We start from the raw sequence: 23,127 nt of genomic DNA on the forward strand, positions 1-23,127 counted from the left end.
GATGCCGATGCTCAGCTGGCTCGACCGATCCGGTGACCAACTCACCTTCTACGTGCGGGCCCTGGTCTGGATCCCCAGAACGCTGCGCCGCTACCTCAAGGAGGTGCAGCGCCTGCTCGCCGAAGTCGCCTTCGGCAGCGGAGGGCTCGGCGTCGTCGGGGGCACCATCGGCGTCATGATCGCGATGACGCTCGCCACCGGAACCGTCGTCGGCCTCCAGGGATACGCGGCCCTCAACCAGATCGGCACCGCGGCCTTCACCGGGTTCGTCTCCGCCTACTTCAACACCCGCGAGATCGCCCCGCTCGTCGCCGGACTCGCCCTCTCCGCGACCGTCGGCGCGGGCTTCACCGCCCAGCTCGGCGCCATGCGGATCAACGAGGAGATCGACGGCCTGGAATCCATGGGCGTGCGCTCCATGCCCTACCTCGTCACCACCCGCATCATCGCCGGAGTCGTCGCGATCATCCCGCTGTACGCGATCGGGCTGCTCTCCTCGTACCTGGCCTCCCGCTACGTCACCGTCCTGTTCAACGGACAGTCGGCAGGCACCTACGACCACTACTTCAACCTCTTCCTGTCCCCGCAGGACGTCCTGCTGTCGGTGCTCAAAGTGCTGATCTTCAGCGTGATGGTGATCCTCGCGCACTGCTACTACGGCTTCCACGCCACCGGCGGCCCCGCCGGGGTGGGCGTGGCGGTCGGCCGGTCGGTGCGCAACGCGATCGTGCTGATCAGCGTCACCGACTTCTTCCTCTCCCTCGCGATCTGGGGCGCCACGACGACCGTGAAGGTGGCCGGATGATGAAGAACCGGACCTCGCGGACGGCCCGCCGCAGAGTCGCGGGAGTCACCTTCCTGCTGGTGCCCGCCCTCCTGATATGGGTGTCGGTCGCCGTGTACGAGAAGGAGTTCACCGACGAGGCGACCGTGACCGTACGCACCGGAAGCGTCGGCAACGAGATGCACGACAACGCCGACGTGAAGCTGCGCGGAGTCGTCGTCGGGCAGGTCCGCGACATCGCGGCCGACGGCGAGGGCGCCCGGCTCACCCTGGCGATCAAGCCCGGCCGGCTCGACCGGATACCGGCCGACGTGACCGCCCAGATGCTGCCCACCACCCTGTTCGGCGAACGGTTCGTGGCCCTTGTGCCGCCGGCCGTCCCCTCCGCACAGACGCTGCGGCCCGGGGCCGTCATCCCGCAGGACCGCTCCAGCAACGCCATCGAGCTGGAGGAGGTGCTCGACAACGTCCTGCCGCTGCTGACCGCGGTGAAGCCGGAGAAGCTCGCCGCCACCCTCAACGCCGTCTCCCAGGCCCTCCAGGGACGCGGCGAGAAGCTCGGCGACACCCTCGTCACGCTCGACACCCACCTCCAGAAGTTCAACCCCCAGCTCCCCCGCCTCAACGCCGACATCAAGGAACTCGTCAAGGTGAGCCGGGTGTACGCGGACGCGGCGCCCGATGTCCTGGACGCCCTCACCGACTTCACCACCACCAGCGGCACCCTCGCCGAGCAGCAGGCGGAACTCGCCGACCTCTACGGCTCCACCACCGCCACCGCCCAGGACGTCACCTCGTTCCTCAGGGAGAACAAGGACAACCTGATCCGGCTCTCCGCCACCAGCAGGCCGACGCTGGAGCTCCTGGCCGAGTACGCCGACGAATTCCCCTGCACCCTGCGGACCGTGGCCGGATTCGTCCCGGCGATGGACAAGGCGCTCGGCAAGGGAACGGACCAGCCCGGCCTGCACGTCACCGTCAAGTCCGTGAAGTCACGCGGGAAATACGTGCCCGGTGCCGACACCCCCGTGTACGACGCCACGGGCGGCCCGCACTGCTACTCCGTGCCGTACGTCGGAACGGCCGTGCCGACCGCCGCCGGGCGGGCGGCCGGCTCGCCCGCCCCCGGCGGCACGGCGCAGGCCCGGGAGCGGACCGTCACCACGCCGGCCGCCCAGGACGCCGCACTCGGCCTGCCCAACTCCCCCGAGGAGAGCCGGCTCGTCAACGAGCTGGTCGCTCCCTCATTGAAAGTCCAGCCGCAGACCCTGCCCGACTGGAGCAGCGTGCTCATCGGTCCGGCCTTCCGCGGTGCGGAGGTGAAGCTCAAGTGAAGCGCCGCTCCCTCGCGGGACCGCTCGCGAAATCGATCGTCTTCATCCTGGTGACCGTCCTGGCCACCACCGTCCTCGGTCTGTCCATCGCCAACACCGGGGTCGGCGACACCACCTCGTACAAGGCCAGGTTCACCGACGCCACCGGACTCATCGTGGGGGACAGCGTCCGGATCGCCGGGGTCAAGGTGGGGCAGGTCGAGTCCATCGAGGTCGCCGACAGACGGGTCGCCGAGGTCGGTTTCGCCGTCCGCAAGGGACGCGAGCTGCCCGCTTCGGTGACCGCCTCGATCAAGTACCTCAACATGGTCGGCCAGCGGTACATCGACCTCGACCAGGGCGCGGGACCGGTCGGCAGGAGCTTTGACGCCGGAGCGACCATCCCGCTCTCCCGCACCACTCCGGCGCTCGACCTGACCCAGCTCTTCAACGGTTTCCAGCCGCTCTTCGAAGGGCTGTCACCGCCCGACGTCAACCAGCTCGCGGGCTCCATCGTCCAGGTACTCCAGGGCGAGGGAGGCACCGTCGACAGCATCCTCCAGCACGTCGGCTCCCTGACCAGCACGGTCGCGGCCAAGGACAAGGTGATCGGCGAGGTGATCAAGAACCTCAACACGGTGCTGAAGACCGTGAACGACCGGGAAGCCGGCTTCGACGACCTGGTCGACACGCTCCAGAAGCTCGTCACGGGCTTCTCCGGCGACCGTAAACCGCTCGGACAGGCCGTCAAGGCCATGGGCGCACTCACCACGGTCACCGCCGACCTGCTCAGTGACGGCCGCAAACCCCTCAAGGACGACATCAGGCAACTCGGCCGGCTGTCCGGTCAGCTGGACCAGGGCGCCCCGCAGATCGAGAACTTCCTGAAGAAGACGCCGGCCAAGATGGAGGCGATCAGCCGCCTCGCCTCGTACGGATCCTGGCTCAACCTCTACCTCTGCGAGGCCAGGGTCAGCGGTGTGACGACCGAGGACGGCAGCGCGCCGCCCACCGGCATCACCATCACCCAGCCGAGGTGTCTGGCATGAGCATCAGACCCCTGCGGGACCGCAGTCCCGTCGCCGTCGGCATCGTCGGACTGCTCGTCCTGGTCCTCGTCGGCTTCGGCGCCTACCGCGCCGACTCGCTGCCCTTCATCGGCGGCGGAACCACCTACACCGCCGACTTCACCGAGTCGGCGGGCCTCGGAGAGGGCGACGAGGTGCGGATCGCCGGCGTCAAGGTCGGCGAGGTGACCGGCGTCTCGCTCGACGGTGCCAAGGTCAAGGTCAGCTTCCGGGTCAAGGACGCCTGGATCGGCGACTCCTCCACCGTCGGCATCGCCATCAAGACACTCCTCGGTGAGAAGTACCTCGCCGTCGACCCGCTCGGCACCGGCCCCCAGGACCCGGACCTGCGCATCGGCACCGGCCGTACGACGTCGCCGTACGACGTCACCCAGGCGTTCAACGGACTGGGCGAGACCATCGGGGAGATCGACACCGCGCAGCTCGCCAAGAGCTTCGAGACGATCTCCGCCACCTTCAAGGACTCGCCTCCGGACGTGAAGAGCGCCGCCGACGGGCTCTCCGCCCTCTCCCTGACGGTCTCCAAGCGCGATGCCCAGCTGGCCACCCTGCTCAAGGGCAGCAAACAGCTCACCAAGACCCTCGCCGGCAAGAAGAGCAGCTTCGAAACCCTCCTGGAGGACGGCAATCTGCTCCTCGGGGAGATCCAGGCCCGGCGCGACTCCATCCATCTGCTGCTCACCGGCACCCGGAACCTGGGCACCCAGCTCACCGGCCTGGTCACGGACAACAACAAGCAGCTCAAGCCCACCCTGGACTCGCTGGGCCGGGTCACCGCCGTCCTGGTCAAGAACCGCAAGAGCCTCGACAAGGTGCTGTCGCTCGCCGGGTCCTACAACCGGCTCGTCGGCAACACGCTGGGCAGCGGCCGCTGGTTCGACAACTACGTCTGCGGAGTCGTCCCCAAGGACTACCTGCCCGCCGGCACGCCTCCGGCGACCGGATGCATGCCACCCAAGCAGCAAGGCGGCCGCTGACATGAGACTCACGCGCATCGTCGGCATCGGCGCCGGACTCGCCGTCGTGGCCGTAGCGGCCACCACAGGGGTGATGGCCATGGACGAGGAGGGAACCACGACCGTCACCGCCTACTTCGACCAGGCCACCGGGGTGTACGCCGGATCGGACCTGCGGGTCCTCGGAGTGAAGGTCGGCAGGGTCGAATCGGTGCAGCCGAAGGGCAAGGAGGTCAAGGTCGTCCTCCGCGTCGACAAGGGCGTCAAGGTCCCCGAGGACGCGCACGCCGTGGTCGTCGCCCCCAGCCTGGTCGCCGACCGGTACGTCCAGCTCGCCCCCGCGTACAGCGGAGGACCGGTGCTGGAGGACGAGGCAGAGCTGCCGGCCGCGGACAACGCGACCCCCGTCGAGGTCGACCAGCTCTACGCCTCCATCACGGAACTCTCGACCGCGCTCGGCCCCGACGGCGCCAACGCGGACGGCGCGCTGGCGAAGCTGCTGGACACCGGCGCCAAGAACCTCGACGGCAACGGAAAGGCCATCGGGGACTCCATCGAACAGTTCGGCAAGGCCACGAAGACCCTGGACAAGAGCAGCGGCAACCTCTTCGACACGCTGTCCTACCTGCAGACTTTCACCACCATGCTGAAGGACAACGACGGCAGCGTCCGCGCCGCCGAACAGCAGCTCAACTCGGTCACCGGATTCCTCGCCGACGACAAGAAGAACCTCAGCGCGGCACTGAAGGAACTGGGCACGGCCCTCGGCCAGGTCAAGAGTTTCATCCAGAAGAACCGCGGCGCCCTGAAGGCCAACGTGGACGCCCTGGTGCCGATCACCCAGTCCCTGGTCGACCAGCGGGCCTCGCTCGCCGAGTCCATGGACACGCTGCCGCTCGCCGCGGGCAACGTGCTCAACGCCTACGACCCGTTGAACCGCACGCTCAACGGCCGTACCAACCTCAACGAACTCTCCATGGGCGGACCGCTCACCGAGGAGCCGGCCGGCCTGGCCGGACTCTCACCGGTGGGAGCCACCCGGCAGAAGGCGCTGCCCTCGCTGCCGCTGCCCGCCGTCGGCACCGTCTACGGCACGCCCGAGAAGTCCGCCACGCAGAAGTCCGCCCCGGAGAAGTCCGCCCCGGAGAAGTCCGCCACGCAGAAGGAGGGGGCGAAGCGATGAGCAGCGCGCTGCACAGACCCGGCGCCCGCGTGACCGGCGTCGCCGCCGTACTCGCCGTGGGCGTCGGCCTGGCCCTGGTCGCCACCAGCGTCGACCTGCCGACGTTCACCGGCATCGATCAGGTGACCCTGCCCGGCGGCGCGGACCTCGGCGACCACCCGTACGAGATCACCGCCGAGTTCGCGGACGTACTGAGCCTCGCCCCGCAGTCCTCGGTCAAGGTCAACGACGTGGCCGTCGGCCGCGTCACCAAGATCACCCTGGCCTCGGGCAGCTGGAACGCCAAGGTCACCATGCGGGTCAACGGGGGGATCCGACTGCCCGCGAACGCCTACGCGCACCTGGAGCAGTCCAGCCTCCTCGGCGAGAAGTACGTCCAGCTCTCGCCGCCCGCCACCGGCACCGCCACCGGAGCCCTCGCCGACGGCGACCGCATCCCGCTGACCCGGACCAACCGGAACCCGGAGGTCGAGGAGGTGTTCGGGGCCCTCTCGATGCTCCTCAACGGGGGCGGCATCAACCAGCTCAAGACCATCACCACCGAGCTCAACAAGGCACTCGCCGGCCAGGAACCCCAGGTCCGCTCCATGCTCAAGCGGGTCGACACCCTCGTGACCGACCTCGACGGCCACAAGGAGGACATCACCGACGCCCTCGACGGGGTCAACCGGCTTTCCGCCACCCTCGCCACCCGCAAACAGGACGTCGGTACGGTCCTCACCGGGCTCAGCCCCGGCATGAAGGTCCTGGAGAAGCAGCGCGGCTCGCTCATGACGATGCTGAGATCCCTCGACACGCTCTCCACCGTCGCCGTCGACACGGTCAACAGGAGCAAGGCCGACATGGTCGCCGACCTCAAGGCACTCGCCCCCACCCTCCGGGCCCTCGCCGACTCCGGCCAGGACCTGCCCGACTCCCTCCAGGTGCTGCTCACCTACCCGTTCACGGACGAGGTGCTGCGCGGGGTGAAGGGCGACTACCTCAACGTCTACCTGGATGTGACGGCCCTGCCCGGCACCCAGATCATTCCGCCGCTCGACCCGGCCGGCAGCACATCCCCGGCGGCCCCGGGCACCACGGCCAAGAAGTCCGGCTCGGCCCTGCCGCTGCCCCTTCCCCCGGTCACGCCGACGACGAAGGGGAGCAACCGATGATCACCCCGGCCATCCGGCTCAAGAACCTCGCCTTCCTGATCATCGCCGTGCTCGTCCTCGGCTATCTGGGAGTCCGCTACGCCGACCTCGGCCACTACATCGGCGTGCGCAGCTACTACACCGTCAAGGTCCAGCTCCCGCGGACCGGCGGCCTGTTCACCCACTCCAACGTCACCTACCGGGGCGTGTCCGTCGGCCGGGTCGGCCCCATCGAGCTCACCGACGACGGGGTGGAGGCCGAACTGCGCATCGAGAAGGACGCCCCGCGCATCCCGGACGGGCTGAAGGCCGTCGTCGCCAACCTCTCAGCGGTCGGCGAACAGTACGTCGATCTGCGGCCGACCCGCTCCGAAGGCCCCTACCTGGCGAACGGCTCCGTCATCGACCAGGTGGACACGAAGGTTCCCGCACCCGTGACCGATGTGCTCACCAGCGTCGACGACCTCGCCGGCTCCGTCGACCTGGAGTCGCTGCGCACGGTCGTGGACGAGTTCGGCACCGCCTTCGAGGGCCGGGGCGACGACCTCCAGGTGCTGCTGGACACCGGCGGCGACTTCGTCCAGGCGGCCGACGACGCCCTGCCCGTCAACACCCGGCTGATGATCGACGGCGAGACCGTGCTGCGCACCCAGGCCGAACAGGGCGACGCGCTCAAGGGGTTCGCCTCGGGTGCGAAGGAGCTCGCCGCCGAACTCAAGGGGTCCGACACCGATCTGCGCAAACTGATCGCGGTGGCCCCCGACGCGACCAGCCAGATCAGCGGACTGCTGCGCGACGTCGACCCGGGCTTCGGTGTCGTCGTCGCCAACCTCCTCACCACCTCGGACGTGGCCGTCACCCGGCAGCGCGGACTGGAGGAACTGCTGGTGAAGCTCCCGGCCGTCGTGGCGGCGGGCTCCAGCGCGGTCGACGAGGACGGCGCCAGGTTCGGCATGTCGGTCACCTTCTTCGAGCCGTTGCCCTGTACCGCCGGCTACGGCGCCACGACCTACCGCAACGGCCTCGACGTCAGCGCCGGGCCCGCGCTCAACACCCGGGCCCGCTGCACCTCCTCGCCCGGAACGGGCATCAACGTCCGCGGCAGCGCGAACGCCCCGAAGGGCGGGGCCCTGCGCCCGCCGGCCACGCCCGGCTCGATGCTCCTGTCCGACGACACGCAAGCCGGGCTCCCCGGCGCGCTCGGCGTCCGTGCCGACCCCGCCCCGGCAGCCGAGGGCATGGCCGGCCTGCTGGGCCTCGGACAGGGAGGCGGCTCATGACACCCCGTACGAAGACCTTGAGCGGCTGGGCCGTCCTGCTCGCCGCCGTACTGATCTGCGCCCTGGGCGGCTGGTCGTACGCCCAGGCGCGCGGCGACGACGACCTGGCGTACGCCAAGAGCAGGGACGCCGCTCTGGCCGCGGGGAAGCTGCACCTCGCCCGGCTCAACAGCCTGGACGGCACGAGCGCCACGACCGTGGACGCCGGACTCGGGGCGTGGCTCGACTCCTCGACCGGGCCGCTCCACGAGCAGCTGGGACGTACCCGGTCCAAGGACGCGGACGCACTGACGAAGTCCGGCACCACCGCGCGCGGAAAGGTCACGGACGCGGCGCTCACCGCACTCGACGAGCGGACCGGCACCGCGGAGATGATCGCCACCGTCGACGTCGAGGTCAGCCCGCGCACGGGAAAGGGCGGCACCGAGCGCAAGCGCTTCGAGGCCACCCTCGACCGGACCGCCGACGGCTGGAAGATCAAGGCGCTCACGGCGATCGCGGTCGGGAGCGGCACATGAAGCGGCGGGGAGGGGCGGCGGTCGTGACCACCGGAACGGATCTGGAGGGCGCCGGCCGGTCCGGCGCCACGGCGAACGAGGCGGCGGGGGACCAGCCCGTGCGGGACACCGCGGCGGAGCCGGAGTCCGCTCCGGACACAGCGGCGGACACGGAGCCGGACGTGGAGATCGTGGCGAACACGGAGTCCGAGGCCGACAGCGCGAAGGACACCGGAGCCGATGAGGACGAGCCGGCTTCGGGCGCGGGGCGCCGCCTGCTCCGGGTGGCGGCCGGGCTCCTGGTCGTCGCGCTGTTCCTGGCCGGCGGCGGTCTCTTCGCGGCGGGGCGTCAGCTGCGCGACACCCCGGCCACCTCCAACAAGGCACTGACCGACAGCCGGGCGACGACCCGGGTCGCGGGCGATGTCAGCAATGCGCTCGGCAAGGTGTTCTCGTACAGTCCCGAGGCCACCGCCGTCACCAAGGAGTCGGCGAAACAACTCCTCGCAGGCAAGGCGCTCCAGAGTTACGCGACGTTGTTCGGCCAGGTGGAGAAGCAGGCCGCCGACCAGAAACTCACGCTCACCACCCATGTCGTACGGGCCGGAGTGACGCGGCTGAGCGACGACAGCGCGCACCTGCTCGTCTTCCTGGACCAGGTCTACGAACGCAAGGGGAAGGCCGCCAGCAGAGCCGCCGCCCAGTTGTCGGTCACCGCCCAACTGCGCGGAGGACGCTGGACGATCGTCGAGATCGACGCGAGATAGCGCCGCCGCGGCGTCGAGAAGCAACCCACAGCACAGCACAGCCCAGCACAGCACAGTTCAGCCGGCAGGGAGAGGCAGCGATGGCACGGGTACGGATGACGAGGAACCCGCTGATGGCGGCAGCGATCGTGCTGACCGTGGCGGCGGCCGGCGCCGCGGGATGGGGCGGAGTCGCCTGGTACCAGGCGGAGCACGACGACGCGGCGGCGTACGCCCAGGTCCGTGACGACGCGCTGGCCGCCGGCGAGCAGGCCGTGCAGAACATGAACACGCTCGATCACGAGCAGCTCGACAAGGGGCTCGACAGCTGGGAGGACTCCACCACCGGGGACCTGCACCAGCAACTCGTCGACGGCCGGGACGGGTTCGTCAAGCAGATCAGGGAGGCGAAGACCGTCAGCACGGCCAGGGTGCTGTCCGGCGCGGTCACCGAGCTCGACGACCGGGCGGGCAAGGCGGGCGTGATGGTGGCGCTGCGGGTGACGGTGACCGCGCCCGAGGGCAAGCCGGCGGTGAAGGAGAGCCGGATGCTGGGCCAGCTCACCCGCACCCCCGAGGGGTGGAAGCTCAGCGCCCTCGGCCAGGCGCCCGTCGGGAACACCGCCGGCTGACGTCACCGACTCCCACCCCGCACCGAGAGGACCCCGGACATGTCGACGACCCGTCACCTCGTCAACCGGCAGCGCCGCCTGGCCACCGTCGCGGCCGAACGAACCGTCGCGCCCGCGCCCGTACGCGAGCCCGCGGAGGAATCACAGGAAGATCCGCAGCAGAAGGAACAGAAACAGCAGAAGGAACAGAAGCAGGAGAAGGAACAGCAGCAGGAAAAGGAACGGGCGGCGGAGGAGAAGGATCCGTCCCCCGGTCGCCCGGCGCGTCTGCGCATCACGCTGCCCGCCGTGCTGTGTGCCGCGACCGTGCTCCTCGGCGCGTTCGCCGCCTGGGCGTTCACCGCCGCCGGCACCCTGAACGACGATCCGAGCCGGCGGAACACCGCCCTGACCGACATCAGCCGCACGAGCGAGGTGAAGGGACAGATCACCGAGGCCGTCGGCGCCGTGTTCTCGTACAACTACGCCTCGCCGGCCAAGGCGGACACGGCGGTGAAGAAGTTCCTGACGGGCAAGGCGGTCCAGCAGCACACGGACATGCTCGCCGAGGTACGGGCGCAGGCGCCGAAGCAGAAGCTCGTCCTCACCACGACCGTCACCGACAGCGGCGTGGAGCTGCTGGACGGCGACCGGGCCCGGCTGATCATCTTCGCCGACCAGAGCAACACCCGTACGGGCAAGGCGGAGGAGACCACGTACGCGGCAGCGATGTTCGCCGTGGACGCGGTGCGCCGGGACGGCACCTGGCGGATCTCCGCCATCGACACGTTCACCCGGTGACCCGGGGAGAGGAGAGCACGCATGAGGTTCAAGGGCACCATGCGCCGCGGACTCGGGAGCACCGCGGCCGCCGTCGCCGCGATGGCGGCGCTCACCGCGTCCCAGGCGCCGGGACTCGTCGCGCACGACGAGCCGCGGAAACAGAAGACGGGGACGGAGGCGGAGTCGGACGAGGTCACGTGGTCGCAGGTCCCCAATGACGACTCGTACCACACCGAACTGCCACCCCTGAAGACACCCGAGCCGCCGAAGCCCGGCGTCAAGCCGGACAGGGCCACGGTCCAGTCGTGGGCCGAGGCGGGCATCCCGTCCACGGTGCTCGCCGCCTACCGCAGGGCGGAGGGCGCGATCGGACGCAGCGACCCGGGCTGCCGGCTGCCGTGGCAGTTACTCGCGGCGATCGGAAAGGTCGAGTCCGGCCACGCGGGCGGCGGCCGGGTGGACGCCCACGGCACGACGCTGTCACCGATCCTGGGACCGGTGCTCAACGGCGCCGGGTTCGCGAACATCCCCGACACGGACGGCGGCGGATACGACGGGGACAAGACCCACGACCGGGCGGTCGGCCCCATGCAGTTCATCCCGTCGACCTGGGCGCACTGGGGACGGGACGGCAACGGCGACGGCCGCGGCGACCCGAACAACGTCTACGACGCGTCCCTGGCGGCCGGGGCCTATCTCTGCGCGGGCCCCCGCGATCTGTCGGTGCGGGCCGGCCTGGACGGGGCGATCCTGAGCTACAACCACTCGGACACCTATCTGCGCACCGTCCTGTCCTGGCTCGAGTTCTACCGCCACGGCATCCATGTGGTGCCCGACGGCAAGGGCACGGTGCCGACGAGCCCCGGCGCGGGCGGTCCGAACGAGCCCGAACACCTCGTGGGCGGCCCGGGCGCGGCCGGTGGCGGGGGGAGGGGCGGCGGTGGCGGCGGCATCGAGGTCGGTCCGCAGCCCGGCCACTCCCCGCGTCCGACGGCGCCGGGAAGCGTGACGCCGGGCACGACTCCCTCGCCGGGCGACACCGAGTCCCCGGATCCCGGGGGTCCCACCGGTCCTGGCACACCCGATCCCACCGACACCGGTTCCGCCAGTCCCGACCCCACGACGACCCCTGATCCGACCACCACCCCGGATCCCGGCACCACCCCCGATCCCGGCACCACGCCCCCGGACCCGGGGGAGCCCGGCTGCCCGACGGATCCGGCCTCTCCCGGCCCGACGGAGACCCCGGGGGCCACGCCGACGCCGTCACCCGACCCCACGGAGACCGAGGAGCCCTGTTCCACGGCCTCGGTGCCGCCGGCCGCCGGCTGACCCCGGCGGACGCCCTCCTCAGGCACCCGCCGACAGCACCTCGGACAGGTCGTACCGCACCACCTCTTCCAGCTGCGGGTACGTGCAGCTTCCGGGGGTGCGGTCCGGCCGCCACCGCCGGAACTGGGTCGTGTGCCGGAACCGGTCCCCCTCCATGTGGTCGTACGCCACCTCGCAGACGCGCTCCGGACGCACCGCCACCCAGGACATGTCCTTCTTCCCCGACCAGCGGCTCGGCGCACCGGGCAGCCGGGACGCCTCGTGTGCCTCGGCGTCCGCCCAGGAACCCCACGGATGCTCCGCCACATCGGTCACCAGGGGTGCGAGTTCGGTGACCAGCTCGGCGCGGCGTTTCATGGGGAAGGCCGCGCAGACGCCCACGTGCTGGAGGCCGCCCCGGTCGTCGTAGAGCCCGAGCAGCAGCGAGCCGACGACCGGACCGCTCTTGTGGAAGCGGTAGCCGGCCACCACGCAGTCGGCGGTGCGCTCGTGCTTGATCTTGTACATCGCGCGGGTGTCCGGCCGGTACGGCAGGTCGAGCGGCTTGGCGACGACTCCGTCCAGGCCCGCCCCTTCGTACCGTTCGAACCACTCCCGCGCCACGGCCGGATCGGTGGTCGACGGCGCGAGATGGACCGGTGCCGAGGCGTCGGCGAGCGCGGCCTCCAGCACTCTCCGGCGGTCCGCCTGCCCGGTGTCCATCAGTGAGTCGTCACCCAGCGCGAGGAGGTCGAAGGCGACCAGGCTCGCCGGAGTCCTCTCGGCGAGCAGCCGCACCCGGGAGTCGGCGGGGTGGATGCGCTCGCTGAGCCGGTCGAAGTCGAGGCGTCCGTCGTACGCGACCACGATCTCGCCGTCGACGACGCAGCGCGGCGGCAGATTCTCCCGGACCGCGCTGACCACCTCGGGGAAGTAGCGGGTCAGGGGCTTGCCGGTGCGGCTGCCGATGACCACCTCGTCGCCGTCCCGGTGCACGATCGCCCGGAAGCCGTCCCACTTCGCCTCGTACTGCATCCCCGTCGGGATCTGTTTCACGGACTTCGCGAGCATCGGCTTCACGGGCGGCATCACCGGCAGGTCCATGACCCGATTGTGGACCGTACGGCGACCGGAGTCCTCCGATATGCGGCATATGTGTGCCCCGCCTACCGTGGCCGACATGGCAGCAGCGGTCAAAGCGGTGGAGCTGGAAGCGGCGGGACGGGCGGTACGGCTGTCCAATCCGGACAAAATCTATTTCCCGGAGAAGGGGTACACCAAGAGGGACGTGGCGGAGTACTTCCTGGCCGTGGGCCCCGGGATCCTGCGTGCCCTGCGCAACCGGCCCACCACGCTCCAGCGGTTCGTGGACGGGGTGGAGGGCGAGTTCTTCTACCAGAAGCGCGCGCCGAAGAACCTCCCCGAATGGATCCCCACCGCCGAGATCGCCTTTCCGAGCGGACGCTCCGCCCGCGAGATGTGCCCCACCGAGGTGGCCGCCGTCCTCTGGGCCGCCAACCTCGGCACGCTCACCTTCCACCCCTGGCCGGTCCGCGGCGGGGACACCGACCACCCCGACGAACTGCGCATCGACCTCGACCCGCAGCCCGGCACGGACTACGCCGACGCGGTCCGGGCGGCCGTCGAACTGCGCTCCGTTCTGGAGGAGCACGGGGTACGCGGCTGGCCCAAGACCTCAGGCGGCCGCGGCATCCACGTCTTCGTGCCCATCGAGCCGCGCTGGACGTTCACCGAGGTCCGGCGGGCGGCCATCGCGGTGGGGCGCGAGCTGGAGAGCCGGATGCCCGACCGGGTGACCACCGCCTGGTGGAAGGAGGAGCGCGGCGAGCGCATCTTCGTCGACTACAACCAGACCGCCCGGGACCGCACGATCGCCTCCGCCTATTCGGTGCGGCCCTTCCCGCACGCCCCGGTGTCGGCTCCGCTGCGCTGGGACGAGATCGAGGACGCCGAACCCCGCGACTTCGACATCCGGACCATGCCGGCGCGGTACGCGGAACAGGGGGACGTGCACGCGGACATGGACCAGGAGGCCTTCCGGCTCGACGCGCTGCTGGAACTCGCCGACCGGCATGCGAGCGACGGCGGCCCCGGAGACCTGCCCTACCCGCCGGAGTACCCGAAGATGCCGGGCGAGCCGAAGCGGGTGCAGCCGAGCCGCGCGCGTCACGACGAGGGCGGCGACACATGAGCGCGTCCGGCGGCGGGCCTTCCGAGGCCCACCACGGGGCACACGGCAGACCGCCGACCCGGCGGGAGAAATGGGAGGGCTTCAAGGAGTCGCCCTACTTCCCGGCGCTGGTCCTGGTGTTCATCCTCGCGGCGGCCGCCGGGCTCTTCGCCGGTTCGTACACGTACGCGATGGCGAACCCCACCCCGCACCGGATCCCGGCCGCCGTGGTGAGTCCGCCCGAGACGGCCCGCGGCAAGGAGTTCGTCGCCGCGATGGACAGGACGCTGGACGCCTCCCTCGACCTCCATGTGTACAGGACCCCCGCCGCGGCGCGGGAGGCGATGGACGAGCAGGAGGTCTTCGCCATCGTGCGCTCCGGCAGCCGCGGGGTGGCGCTCGACGTGGCCAGTGCCTCGGGCGCCGCCGTCGCCCAACTCCTCGCCGAATCCGCGGTGAAGGTGGGGGACACGCTCGGCCTCCCGGTCGCCGTCACGGACGTCAAACCCCTGCAGAAGGGCGATCCACGCGGGCTCGCGCTCTTCTACATCTCCCTGGCCGCCGTGATCATCGGCTTCGTCGGCGCCATCCAGCTGAGCGTGCACGCCAGGAGCCTGAACCCGCTGGAACGCATCTGGTTCACGGTTCTCTCCTCACTGCTGGGCGCTTTCGCCATCGCCGCGGTGGTGGACTGGTGGCTGGGCGCGGTGGATCTCCCCTTCGCCGAGTCCTGGCTGATCCTGGCGTTCACGATGTTCACCTCGGGCATGGTCTTCACCATGTTCAACACCCTGATGGGGCGCTGGGCCATGCTCCCCACCTGGGGGCTGATGGTGATCGTGGGGAACCCGTCCTCCGGCGGCGCCGTGTCCTGGCCGCTGCTGCCGTCGCTGCTCGGGCACATCGGACGCTGGCTGCCGCCGGGCGCCTCCGTCAACGCCCAGCACACCGCCGTCTACTACCAGGGCCACCAGAAAGTCCTTCCCTTCCTCGTGCTCGCCGCCTGGTCCCTGGTCTCCTGCACGGTCTTCTGGGTGTGGCGCCACCGGCACCCGGGGGGCCGCGACCGCATGCCCGGGCATGCGGCCGCGGCCACCTGACACCGAACCCGCCCGCCGCTCCTTGCGCGGGATCTCCCGGCAGGGGTCACGTGCGGGGCGCTGCGGACCTGGAGCCCGACGCGGCCGGAGACGCCCCTCCGGCGAAGCCCCCGGCGCGCTCGGCCACCGCGGCGAGGCGCTGCTGCTCCTCCTCGACGATGCGGCGGGCCAGCGAACCGTCCGACACGTCCACGGCGTCCGGCGTCGTCTCGGCGACGTCGCTGCGCCGTGCATACGCGTCGAACAGCCGTTCCTTACGGGCCAGGATGTCGAGCATCCGCTGGTCGACGCTGTCCGCCGCGAGGAGCCGGTGCACCTGGACCGTGCGTATCTGGCCCATCCGGTGCGCGCGGGCGACGGCCTGGTGTTCCATCGTCGGCTTGATCTGCGGCTCGCAGAGGATGACGACCGACGCGGCCTGCATGTTGAGCCCGATCCCGCCCGCCTGGATCTGGCTGAGCAGCACCGCGTGGCCGTCCGCCGCGGCGAAGCCGTCGATCAGCTGCTGTCGCCGCGCGGCCGGCACGCTCCCCGACAAGGGGCCGGACACCTCTCCGCCCAGGGACTGCCGGACGGTTTCCAGCACCTCGCGGAAGTAGGAGAACACCACGACCTTCAAGCCGTTGCCCGCCGCTTCCGCGACGAGTTCGCGCAGCCGGTTGAGCTTGGCCGACGTGGCCGGGTGGGCGTACGCCGCCCGGCGCATCCGCATGAAGTGCCCGGCGGCCACCGCCTCGCGGTAGGCCCGCTGGTCGGCGTCGCTGAACTCCTCCCACTCGTCGACCTGCACGAGCGCGGGCAGTTCGGTGAGCACGTCCTGCTGGTTGCGGCGCAGATAGGCGGGGGCGACCGCCCGGCGGAAGGCGTGCGAACCGGCGACGCCGTGCGTGGTGTTGACGGAGGGGGCCAGTTCGGGCTGGAGCTGGCGGACGAGACTGCGGAACTCCTCCACCCGGTTCTCCATCGGGGTGCCGGTCAGGAAGAGGACGTGCTCGGTCCCTTCCGACCAGCCGGAGACCGCGCGGGCGCGACGGGTGGCCGGATTCTTGACGTAGTGGGCCTCGTCGACGACGAGCATCCCGGGCCGCACCCCGCTGTCACCCGCCCGGGGGAGGGTGTGCAGCGCGTCGAAGGTGGTCAGGGCGACCCCGCCGTTGTCGCACCACTCGCCGAACGCCTCCTGCCGCTCCGGACCGTGCACCGGCAGGGCCCGCAGCGTGGAGCGGGCACGGACCTCCCGCGTCCAGTTGATCAGCACGCTCGCGGGACACACCACCAGGAAGTGCGTCTCCCCGCGCGCCGCGAGATGGGCCAGCGCCGCGATGGCCTGCACGGTCTTGCCGAGCCCCATCTCGTCGCCGAGGATCACCCGCTTCTGGGCGAGAGCGAAGCGTGCGCCGAAGGACTGGTAGCCGCGCAACGAGACCCGCAGCCGGGCGTCGTCCAGCCGCAGCCCCCGGACCCGGTCCGCGATCCCGGACGGCAGGAACCCCTCCGCCGCGTCCCGGTCGGGCCCCGTGCCGGACATCTCGGCCAGCAGGCTGTAGTACTCCGCGGACCGCAGTTCGAAGTCCACCCAGGCCGCCACGTCGGACTCCGGGTCCCGCAGCAGGTCGACCGACACCTGGCCGAAGAGCAAGGGGAGTTCGCGCTCCACCGCGTCGGCCACCGCCGCCCGTACCGAGGCGACGGCCTCCAGGACCCGCGCCCGGGTCTGCCGCCCGGTGAAGACCATCCGCAACCGCCCCCGCGCGGGGCCGGCGGCGGCCAGCAGCGGTTCCAGGCGGTCGGCCAGCCGCCGGGCCCCGTCCACGGCGCGGCGCACGTCCGGCCCCGCCTCGACCAGCCGGTACAACGCGGTGACCAGGGTGGTCGTGGCCTCGTCGGGGGTGTCCACGTCTATCCGCAGGGCGACGGTGTCCCGCACCGCGTGCGCGATCTGGCCCGCCGCGGCCAGGGTCTGGTCGGCCGTCTGCGCGCCGACGCCGGGGATCTGGCGGAGCTCGTAACGGCCCGCCCCGTACACCTGCGCCACCGTCGTGAAACCGGCCTGCTCCACCGCCCCGAGGCGCAGCCGGCCCTCGGTGACGTCCTTGAGGCGGGACACCGGGATGGCCGCCAGCTCATCGCGGACGAGGGCGTCGAGGAGCGGATCCAGTGCCGTGCGCACGGCGCCCACCGCGCGGGTGTGGTCGGCCAGCACGCCACGCGCGGCGTCCAGCAGCCCGTCGGCCCGCGCCAGCAGCTCCCGGGCGGCCCGCCCGGTCGGCGCCCCGCCCTCCCTGGACCCGGCCTCAGTCATGTCGTACCTTCTGTCCCCGCCGCCTTGCCGCTGTGCCCGCCCGCCTTCCGGCCGGGGCGACCCATATCGTCCCATGCGTGACTGACAGCGAGGGCGGTTGAGGGTTCACGGCGCGGGAGGCCGGCGCTCCGCCGGTGACAGCAGCAGCACTTCCAGTGCGCGCGCGCAGGAACGCGCCTGCGCCAGGAACCAGTCGACGCGCGCCTCGGTGATCACGGAGGGCGTCGCCCGTACCGCCAGGGCGAAACGGGCGTAACCGGCGCCGTCCAGCACGGGGACCGCCAGGGTCCGCACCCCGTGGGCGGACTCGCCGTCGTTGACGGCGTAGGCGTCCGACCGTACGCGGGCCAGTTCCGCGTCCAGGGCCGCCGGTTCGACGATCGTCCGGTCGGTGAAGGCGGGCAGCGGCGGCAGGGAGGACGGACCGCCCTCGCCCGGCCTCGCCCAGGCCAGCAGGACCTTGCCCAGCGCGGTGGAGTGCAGCGGCCGGCGCAGCCCCACCTTGGGCGTCACCGAACCGCCCGCGACGATCACCGCGTGCGGTCCGCTGCGCAGCGCCAGGTCGGCGGTGGCGCCCGTGCGCTCGGCGAGATCGGCCAGCTCGGGGGCGGCCAGATGCAGACCGCGCTGGTGATAGGAGAGCCGGCCCAGCTCGGTCACGGCGGGCCCCAGCCGGTAGCGGGACGTCCGGGCGTCCTGTTCCAGGAAGCCGGCACCGAGCAGGGCGCGCGCCAGCCGGTGGGCGGTGGAGACCGGGAGCGTGAGACGGCGGGCCAGATCGGAGGCGCTCAGATCGGGGCCGTTGTCATGGAAACAGTGCAGGACGTCCAGGGCGCGCTGTACCGCCTGCGCCCCGCCGGGAGCGCGTACCGCGGCGGTCTCGGTCATGGGGGTTTCACTCTCCGCTCGTGGGGATGCGGGGCTCGACGTTGCCACATTACGGGAGTCCGGCCAGGCCCGAATCACCTCGCGCAACACGCCGTTCATACGCAATCCCACATCATGGGAAGCGAGTTGTGAGTGACCGTCGGCCCGTGGCAGGCTGCAGCCGTCACCACCGACGAGCTGAAGGGAGCAGTGCCATGGCCGGCCGCCGATCCGCGTCCCCCGCCCCCGCCGCTCCGGTCCAGCTCTCCCTCACGCTGCGCCGTCACATCGACCTGGCCCGCGTGTCCAGCGCCGCCTGTCGCTGACCTTCTCCGCACACCCCGCCTTCCTCGGGCCGCGGGCGTCGCCCCGACGCCTCCGCCCCCCGCCGCACGTACGTCCCCGCTCGGGGGCGTACGTGACGTGCCCCTGCACGCTCCCCCCGCTTCGCCGATCCCGGGAAGTCCCCATGACGCATGCCGTCCTGCCCCGCACCCTCTGGTTCACCCGCTGTCCCGTTCCCACCGCCACCGGCATCGCCGCCGACCGGCAGTGGCTCACCGACGAGTTCGCCTCCGACGGCATCTCCGTGCGCTCCCTCCAGGACGCCTCCCCGGACGCCGACCGCGCCGCGCACTTCACCCACGCCCTGCCCGGGCTCTTCCGGGAGGGCGGCAACGTCCCCGCCCTGTGGGCCCGTTCACGGGGCGAGCGCACCCGGCTGATCGGACTCACCTGGATCGAGGAACGGCAGACCGTCCTGGTCGCGCCGGGCTCCGGCATCCGGGGCGCCGCCGCGCTGCGCGGGCGGCGGCTCGCCCTGCCGCGGCACGACATCGCCATCGACTTCTGGAGGGCCATGGCTCTGCGCGGCTTCGAAGGGGCGCTCGCCTCCGCCGCACTCGAGCCGGCGGACGCCTCGTTCGTCGACGTGCCCGCCGCCGGGTACGAGGGCCAGTGGGCCGCCGAACTCGCCGCCCTGCGACGCGGAGACGTGGACGCCGTGTACGTGAAGGGCGCGCTGGCCGTGGAGGCGGCCCGCCGGGCCGGCGCCGAAGTGGCCGTCGAGCTCGACGACCTGCCCGACCGCCGGTTCCGCGTCAACAACGGCACCCCGCGCCCCCTCACCGTCCACCAACAGCTCCTGGACGACCGCCCCGACCTCGTCGACCGCTTCCTCGCCGTCCTGCTGAGGGCGGCCGACTGGGCCGCCGGGCAGCCGGGCGAGGTCGACCGCATCCTCGGCGCCGAGACCGGGGCGGGCGCCGACGGAGTCGCCGGCGCCTACCGGCCCGGCACCCATCTGACCCTCCACCCCGACCTCTCCGCCGAACGCCTCGCCCTGCTCACCGCACAGGAGGCCGGGCTGCGCGCCCATGGCTTCCTGCCCGAGCCGGTCGACGTCGCGGCCTGGACCGACCCGGAGCCGCTACGCCGCGCCGCCGCCCTGGTCCGCCACCACCCCGTCCCCCTGAGCCCGGAGGAACCCGCGTCATGAAGACCACCCGCCCCCTGCGTACGACAGCCGCTCCGGCGCTCCTCACGGTCGCGGCACTCGTCGCCCTCACCGCCTGCGGCACGTCCGAGGCCGACAGCTCCGCCCCCGGCTCCAAGGCCGCGGTGACGGTCCGCATCCCCGACCCCGGCAACTCCGGCGTGCTCGCCCTCGGCAAGAAGGACGGCAGCCTCGACAAGGCACTGGCCAAGGCAGGCGCCACGGTGCGGTGGACCGGCAGCGCGGGCCCGTTCGCCCCGGCCGCCCAGGCGATGAACGCCGGTCAGCTGGACATCGCCACCGGCTCCATCACCTCCGGCATCACCTCGCTCGCCCAGCGGCCCGGCTTCAAGTTCTTCACCGCCGTCGATCCGGACGCGACGGGGGAGGGCATCCTCGTCAGGGAGGGCTCGGGCATCCGCTCGGTGGCCGACCTGGTCGGGAAGAAGGTCGCCGTCAACCAGGGCGGCACCGGGGAGTACCTCCTGCTCAAGGCCCTCGCCAAGGCCGGCATCCCGGCGGACGAGGTCACCCGCGTCTATCTGCGGCCGGACCAGACCGCGGCGGTCTTCAACGCCGGCAAGGTCGACGCCTGGGCCGTCTGGGCCACGTACGCGGTCGCCGAGATCGGCAGCGGCAAGGCGCACTTCCTCGCCGACGGCGCGGCGATCGGCTCCGACAACTACAGCCTCAACGCCGTACGGACCGAGTTCGCCGAGCAGCACCCGAAGGTCGTCGCGGCGCTCTACCAGTACCTCCACGAGGCCAGCGCCAAGGAGAAGCAGAACCCGGCCGCGTACCTCAACGTCTTCACCGACGTCGGGCCGACCGCCGTGACCGGAAAGGCCAAGGAGGTCCAGACCGCCATCACCGCGAAGGGCGGCACCGTCGACCCCATCGGCCCCGAGGACATCGAGCGCTTCAAGGCCGTCGCCGCGTTCTACGCCCAGCAGAAGGTCACCAAGGGCCAGGTCGACGTGGCCTCCCACCTGCTCGACGTCGGGAAGCTGACATGAGCGACACCGCCACGCCTCCCGGCCTGGTCCGGCCGCGCCCCCGCGTCAGCAGGGCCCGCGGCCGGGGCTACGCGCCGGCCGTCCGCGCCATCGGACCGGTCGCGCTGCTGCTCCTGTGGTGGGTGGCCTCCGCCACCGGACTCCTCACGCCCGACGTCCTGGCATCGCCCGGCGAGGTTCTGCGGGCCGTGGGGGAGTTGTGGGGCAACGGCCAGCTGCCCGACGCCCTCACCACCTCCCTCACCCGCTCCGGCCTCGGCCTCCTCATCGGGCTCGCCGCCGGACTGACCCTCGGCATCACCACCGGCTTCACCCGGCTCGGCGACGAACTCCTCGACTCCTCGCTCCAGACCCTTCGCACCATCCCCTTCCTCTCCCTGGTCCCGTTGTTCATGGTGTGGTTCGGGATCAACGAGACGGCCAAGATCCTCCTCATCGCCGTCGCCACGACCTTCCCGATGTACGTGTCCACCTCGAGCGGCGTACGCGACACGGACCCGAAACTCATCGAGGCCATGCGGAGCTTCGGCATGGGACGCCTCGCCCTCGTACGCGAAGTCGTCCTGCCCGGCGCGCTGCCGTCCCTGCTCGCCGGACTGCGCCTGTCCATGACGCTCAGCGTCATCGCGCTGATCGCCGCCGAGGAGATCAACGCCACCGCCGGAATCGGCTATCTGATGTCCCAGGCGCAGAGCTACGCCCGCACCGACATCCTCGCCGTCTGCATCCTCGTCTACGGGCTCCTCGGACTGACCGCCGACGCCCTCGTGCGACTGCTGGAACGCGTGCTGATGCCGTGGCGCACCCCCCAGGGAGCCACCCGATGACCACCGACCCCACCTCCGCGCCCGCGGTACGGGTACGGGGACTGCGCCGGGTCTTCGGTGACCGTGCCGTCCTCGACGATCTCCGACTCGACATCGCCCGGGGCGAGTTCGTGGCCCTGCTCGGCGCCAGCGGCAGCGGGAAGACGACGCTGCTGCGCATCCTCGGCGCCCTCGACGGCGCCGACGGGGGTGAGGTGCTCGTCCCCGGGGCCCGCACCGTCGTCTTCCAGGAACCCCGGCTCGTCCCCTCGAAGAAGGTCCTGGCCAATGTGACGGTCGCGCTGCCCCGCGGCCGCTCGGCCGACGGGCTGCGGGCGCTGGCCGAAGTCGGCCTGGAAGGCCACGCCGAGGCCTGGCCTGCCACCCTCTCCGGCGGCGAGGCCCAGCGCGTCGCGCTCGCCCGCGCCCTGGTCAGGGAGCCCGGACTCCTGCTGCTGGACGAGCCGTTCGCCGCGCTCGACGCGCTGACCCGGCTCAGGATGCAGGACCTCGTCGGCGAGCTGTGCCGCCGCCACCGTCCCGCCGTCCTGCTCGTCACCCATGACGTCGAGGAGGCCGTACGGCTGGCCGACCGGGTGGCGGTCCTGCGCGACGGCCGACTCGTCACCGACGAGACGGTGGACGTCGGCCGGCCGCGCGACCCGGGCGATCCCGCGTTCGCGGCCCTGCGCCGGCGGCTCCTGGCCGACCTCGGCGTCGACGTCCCCGCACCTTCCCTTCCGACCCCCGTCCGTACCGAAGCCGGAGTGATCTGAATGACCCTCACCATCGGTGTCCACAGCAGCAACCCGTCCCTCTACCACCTGTACCACCTGTCCCGGCTGGGCTTCGCCCAGGAGGAGCTGGCCCCGCTCGGGGAGAGCGTCGTCTTCCATCCGTACAGCAACGGCGTGCGCACGGGCGAGCTCCTCACCCAGGGCGTCATCGACTTCGGCGGCACCGGCTCCACCCCGCCCGTCACCGCCCAGGCCGCCGGCCACGACATCGTCTACACCGCGGTCTCCGCCCCCCGCCCCGGACACGGCGCGCTCCTCGTCCCCGAGGAGAGCCCCGTGCGCACCGTCGCCGGCCTCAAGGGCGCGACCGTGCACCTGGCGATCGGATCCTGGCAGACCCACCTCATCGCCAAGGCCCTCGACGACGCCGGGCTGTCGTACGCCGACGACATCACAGCCGTCCGCAGCGGCGCGAACAGCGAAGAACTGCTGCGCGCCGGAGAGATCGCCGCCTGGGTCGCCCAGGGTGCCGAGCTGGCGGCGGCCCGGCGCACCGGCGGGCTGCGGACGCTGGTGCGTACCGGCGACGTCATCAGTGACCGGTCCGTCTTCTTCACCCGCCGCGACCTCGCCGAATCCCGGCCCGAGGTCGTCGAGGCGCTGACCCGGGCGCTGCGGCGCGCCGACGCGTGGGCCGCGGCCCACCCCCGGCAGGCGGCCGAGATCGCCGCGGCCGACCTCGGAGGTTCGGCCGACGACTGGGAGACCGCGCTCGCCTCGCTGCCCTGGACGATCGAGCCCGTCTCCGACGCGTTCCTCGCCGAGCAGCAGGAGGCCGCCGACATCTTCCACCGGACCGGCTTCATCGACCGCCCGGTCACCGTCGCCCACGCGCGCGCCCGTGCCACGGCCGGCAAGGCGGTATGAC

Annotated in this window: 23 protein-coding genes; 20 read left to right on the top strand and 3 right to left on the bottom strand. The window is 71.7% G+C overall.

Annotated features, from left to right (window positions below; translation table 11 throughout):
- Position 1: 1 nt before the first annotated feature.
- From E6R60_RS03130 to E6R60_RS03185, 12 genes are all read left to right on the top strand, one after another.
- On the top strand, positions 2-805 hold the full coding sequence (locus E6R60_RS03130) for an ABC transporter permease (RefSeq protein WP_136324789.1): 804 nt from the start codon (positions 2-4) through the stop codon (positions 803-805).
- Complete coding sequence (locus tag E6R60_RS03135; RefSeq protein WP_136324915.1) at positions 805-2,118, top strand: MCE family protein; 1,314 nt, start codon at positions 805-807, stop codon at positions 2,116-2,118. The genes E6R60_RS03130 and E6R60_RS03135 overlap by 1 nt, the downstream gene beginning before the upstream one ends.
- The gene (locus E6R60_RS03140; protein ID WP_136324790.1) at positions 2,115-3,146 is read left to right on the top strand and encodes an MCE family protein; all 1,032 of its coding nucleotides are present in this window, start codon (positions 2,115-2,117) and stop codon (positions 3,144-3,146) included. Before E6R60_RS03135 ends, E6R60_RS03140 begins: the two co-directional genes overlap by 4 nt.
- The gene (locus tag E6R60_RS03145) at positions 3,143-4,162 is read left to right on the top strand and encodes an MCE family protein (RefSeq protein ID WP_136324791.1); all 1,020 of its coding nucleotides are present in this window, start codon (positions 3,143-3,145) and stop codon (positions 4,160-4,162) included. Before E6R60_RS03140 ends, E6R60_RS03145 begins: the two co-directional genes overlap by 4 nt.
- Before the next feature lies 1 nt (position 4,163).
- Positions 4,164-5,324, top strand: a complete 1,161-nt coding sequence (locus tag E6R60_RS03150) for an MCE family protein (protein ID WP_136324792.1) — start codon at positions 4,164-4,166, stop codon at positions 5,322-5,324.
- Positions 5,321-6,478: an MCE family protein gene (locus E6R60_RS03155; RefSeq protein ID WP_136324793.1), complete on the top strand. Its 1,158-nt coding sequence runs from the start codon at positions 5,321-5,323 to the stop codon at positions 6,476-6,478. The genes E6R60_RS03150 and E6R60_RS03155 overlap by 4 nt, the downstream gene beginning before the upstream one ends.
- Complete coding sequence (locus E6R60_RS03160; RefSeq protein WP_136324794.1) at positions 6,475-7,737, top strand: MlaD family protein; 1,263 nt, start codon at positions 6,475-6,477, stop codon at positions 7,735-7,737. The genes E6R60_RS03155 and E6R60_RS03160 overlap by 4 nt, the downstream gene beginning before the upstream one ends.
- Positions 7,734-8,255 carry a hypothetical protein gene (locus tag E6R60_RS03165; RefSeq protein ID WP_136324795.1) on the top strand — a complete coding sequence of 174 codons (522 nt, stop codon included), beginning with the start codon at positions 7,734-7,736 and terminating at the stop codon, positions 8,253-8,255. The genes E6R60_RS03160 and E6R60_RS03165 overlap by 4 nt, the downstream gene beginning before the upstream one ends.
- Before the next feature lie 23 nt (positions 8,256-8,278).
- Complete coding sequence (locus tag E6R60_RS03170) at positions 8,279-9,001, top strand: hypothetical protein (protein ID WP_240802368.1); 723 nt, start codon at positions 8,279-8,281, stop codon at positions 8,999-9,001.
- A 113-nt stretch (positions 9,002-9,114) separates the two neighbouring features.
- A complete protein-coding gene (locus E6R60_RS03175; protein WP_136324796.1) occupies positions 9,115-9,612 on the top strand; it encodes a nuclear transport factor 2 family protein in 498 nt (165 codons plus the stop codon).
- Positions 9,613-9,651: 39 nt separating this feature from the next.
- On the top strand, positions 9,652-10,392 hold the full coding sequence (locus tag E6R60_RS03180) for a nuclear transport factor 2 family protein (RefSeq protein ID WP_136324797.1): 741 nt from the start codon (positions 9,652-9,654) through the stop codon (positions 10,390-10,392).
- Positions 10,393-10,413: 21 nt separating this feature from the next.
- The gene (locus E6R60_RS03185) at positions 10,414-11,706 is read left to right on the top strand and encodes a lytic transglycosylase domain-containing protein (RefSeq protein WP_136324798.1); all 1,293 of its coding nucleotides are present in this window, start codon (positions 10,414-10,416) and stop codon (positions 11,704-11,706) included.
- 18 nt (positions 11,707-11,724) lie between these two features.
- Here E6R60_RS03185 and E6R60_RS03190 read toward each other — a convergent pair whose 3' ends face one another.
- Complete coding sequence (locus E6R60_RS03190) at positions 11,725-12,789, bottom strand: ATP-dependent DNA ligase (protein WP_136324799.1); 1,065 nt, start codon at positions 12,787-12,789, stop codon at positions 11,725-11,727.
- A gap of 97 nt (positions 12,790-12,886) precedes the next feature.
- Here E6R60_RS03190 and ligD point away from each other — a divergent pair, with 97 nt between their 5' ends.
- The gene (ligD, locus tag E6R60_RS03195) at positions 12,887-13,897 is read left to right on the top strand and encodes a non-homologous end-joining DNA ligase (RefSeq protein WP_136324917.1); all 1,011 of its coding nucleotides are present in this window, start codon (positions 12,887-12,889) and stop codon (positions 13,895-13,897) included.
- Entirely contained in the window at positions 13,894-14,976 is a 1,083-nt protein-coding gene (locus tag E6R60_RS03200) for an ABC transporter permease (protein ID WP_136324800.1), read from the top strand. Before ligD ends, E6R60_RS03200 begins: the two co-directional genes overlap by 4 nt.
- Before the next feature lie 46 nt (positions 14,977-15,022).
- Here E6R60_RS03200 and E6R60_RS03205 read toward each other — a convergent pair whose 3' ends face one another.
- On the bottom strand, positions 15,023-17,278 hold the full coding sequence (locus E6R60_RS03205) for a DEAD/DEAH box helicase (protein ID WP_136324801.1): 2,256 nt from the start codon (positions 17,276-17,278) through the stop codon (positions 15,023-15,025).
- 105 nt (positions 17,279-17,383) lie between these two features.
- A complete protein-coding gene (locus E6R60_RS03210) occupies positions 17,384-18,166 on the bottom strand; it encodes an IclR family transcriptional regulator (RefSeq protein WP_136324802.1) in 783 nt (260 codons plus the stop codon).
- Between the two features lie 194 nt (positions 18,167-18,360).
- On the opposite strand from E6R60_RS03210, the gene E6R60_RS37920 reads away from it, so the two are divergent.
- From E6R60_RS37920 to E6R60_RS03235, 6 genes are all read left to right on the top strand, one after another.
- Positions 18,361-18,471, top strand: coding sequence for a putative leader peptide (locus E6R60_RS37920; protein ID WP_346766057.1), 111 nt, complete (start codon positions 18,361-18,363; stop codon positions 18,469-18,471).
- 143 nt (positions 18,472-18,614) lie between these two features.
- On the top strand, positions 18,615-19,643 hold the full coding sequence (locus tag E6R60_RS03215) for an ABC transporter substrate-binding protein (protein WP_136324803.1): 1,029 nt from the start codon (positions 18,615-18,617) through the stop codon (positions 19,641-19,643).
- The gene (locus tag E6R60_RS03220; RefSeq protein ID WP_136324804.1) at positions 19,640-20,656 is read left to right on the top strand and encodes an ABC transporter substrate-binding protein; all 1,017 of its coding nucleotides are present in this window, start codon (positions 19,640-19,642) and stop codon (positions 20,654-20,656) included. Before E6R60_RS03215 ends, E6R60_RS03220 begins: the two co-directional genes overlap by 4 nt.
- Positions 20,653-21,483, top strand: coding sequence for an ABC transporter permease (locus tag E6R60_RS03225; protein WP_136324805.1), 831 nt, complete (start codon positions 20,653-20,655; stop codon positions 21,481-21,483). Before E6R60_RS03220 ends, E6R60_RS03225 begins: the two co-directional genes overlap by 4 nt.
- The gene (locus E6R60_RS03230; RefSeq protein ID WP_136324806.1) at positions 21,480-22,238 is read left to right on the top strand and encodes an ABC transporter ATP-binding protein; all 759 of its coding nucleotides are present in this window, start codon (positions 21,480-21,482) and stop codon (positions 22,236-22,238) included. Before E6R60_RS03225 ends, E6R60_RS03230 begins: the two co-directional genes overlap by 4 nt.
- Positions 22,239-23,126: an ABC transporter substrate-binding protein gene (locus E6R60_RS03235; RefSeq protein ID WP_136324807.1), complete on the top strand. Its 888-nt coding sequence runs from the start codon at positions 22,239-22,241 to the stop codon at positions 23,124-23,126.
- Position 23,127: the final 1 nt, after the last annotated feature.

Source organism: Streptomyces sp. A0642 (assembly GCF_004795105.1).
GTDB lineage: Bacteria > Actinomycetota > Actinomycetes > Streptomycetales > Streptomycetaceae > Streptomyces.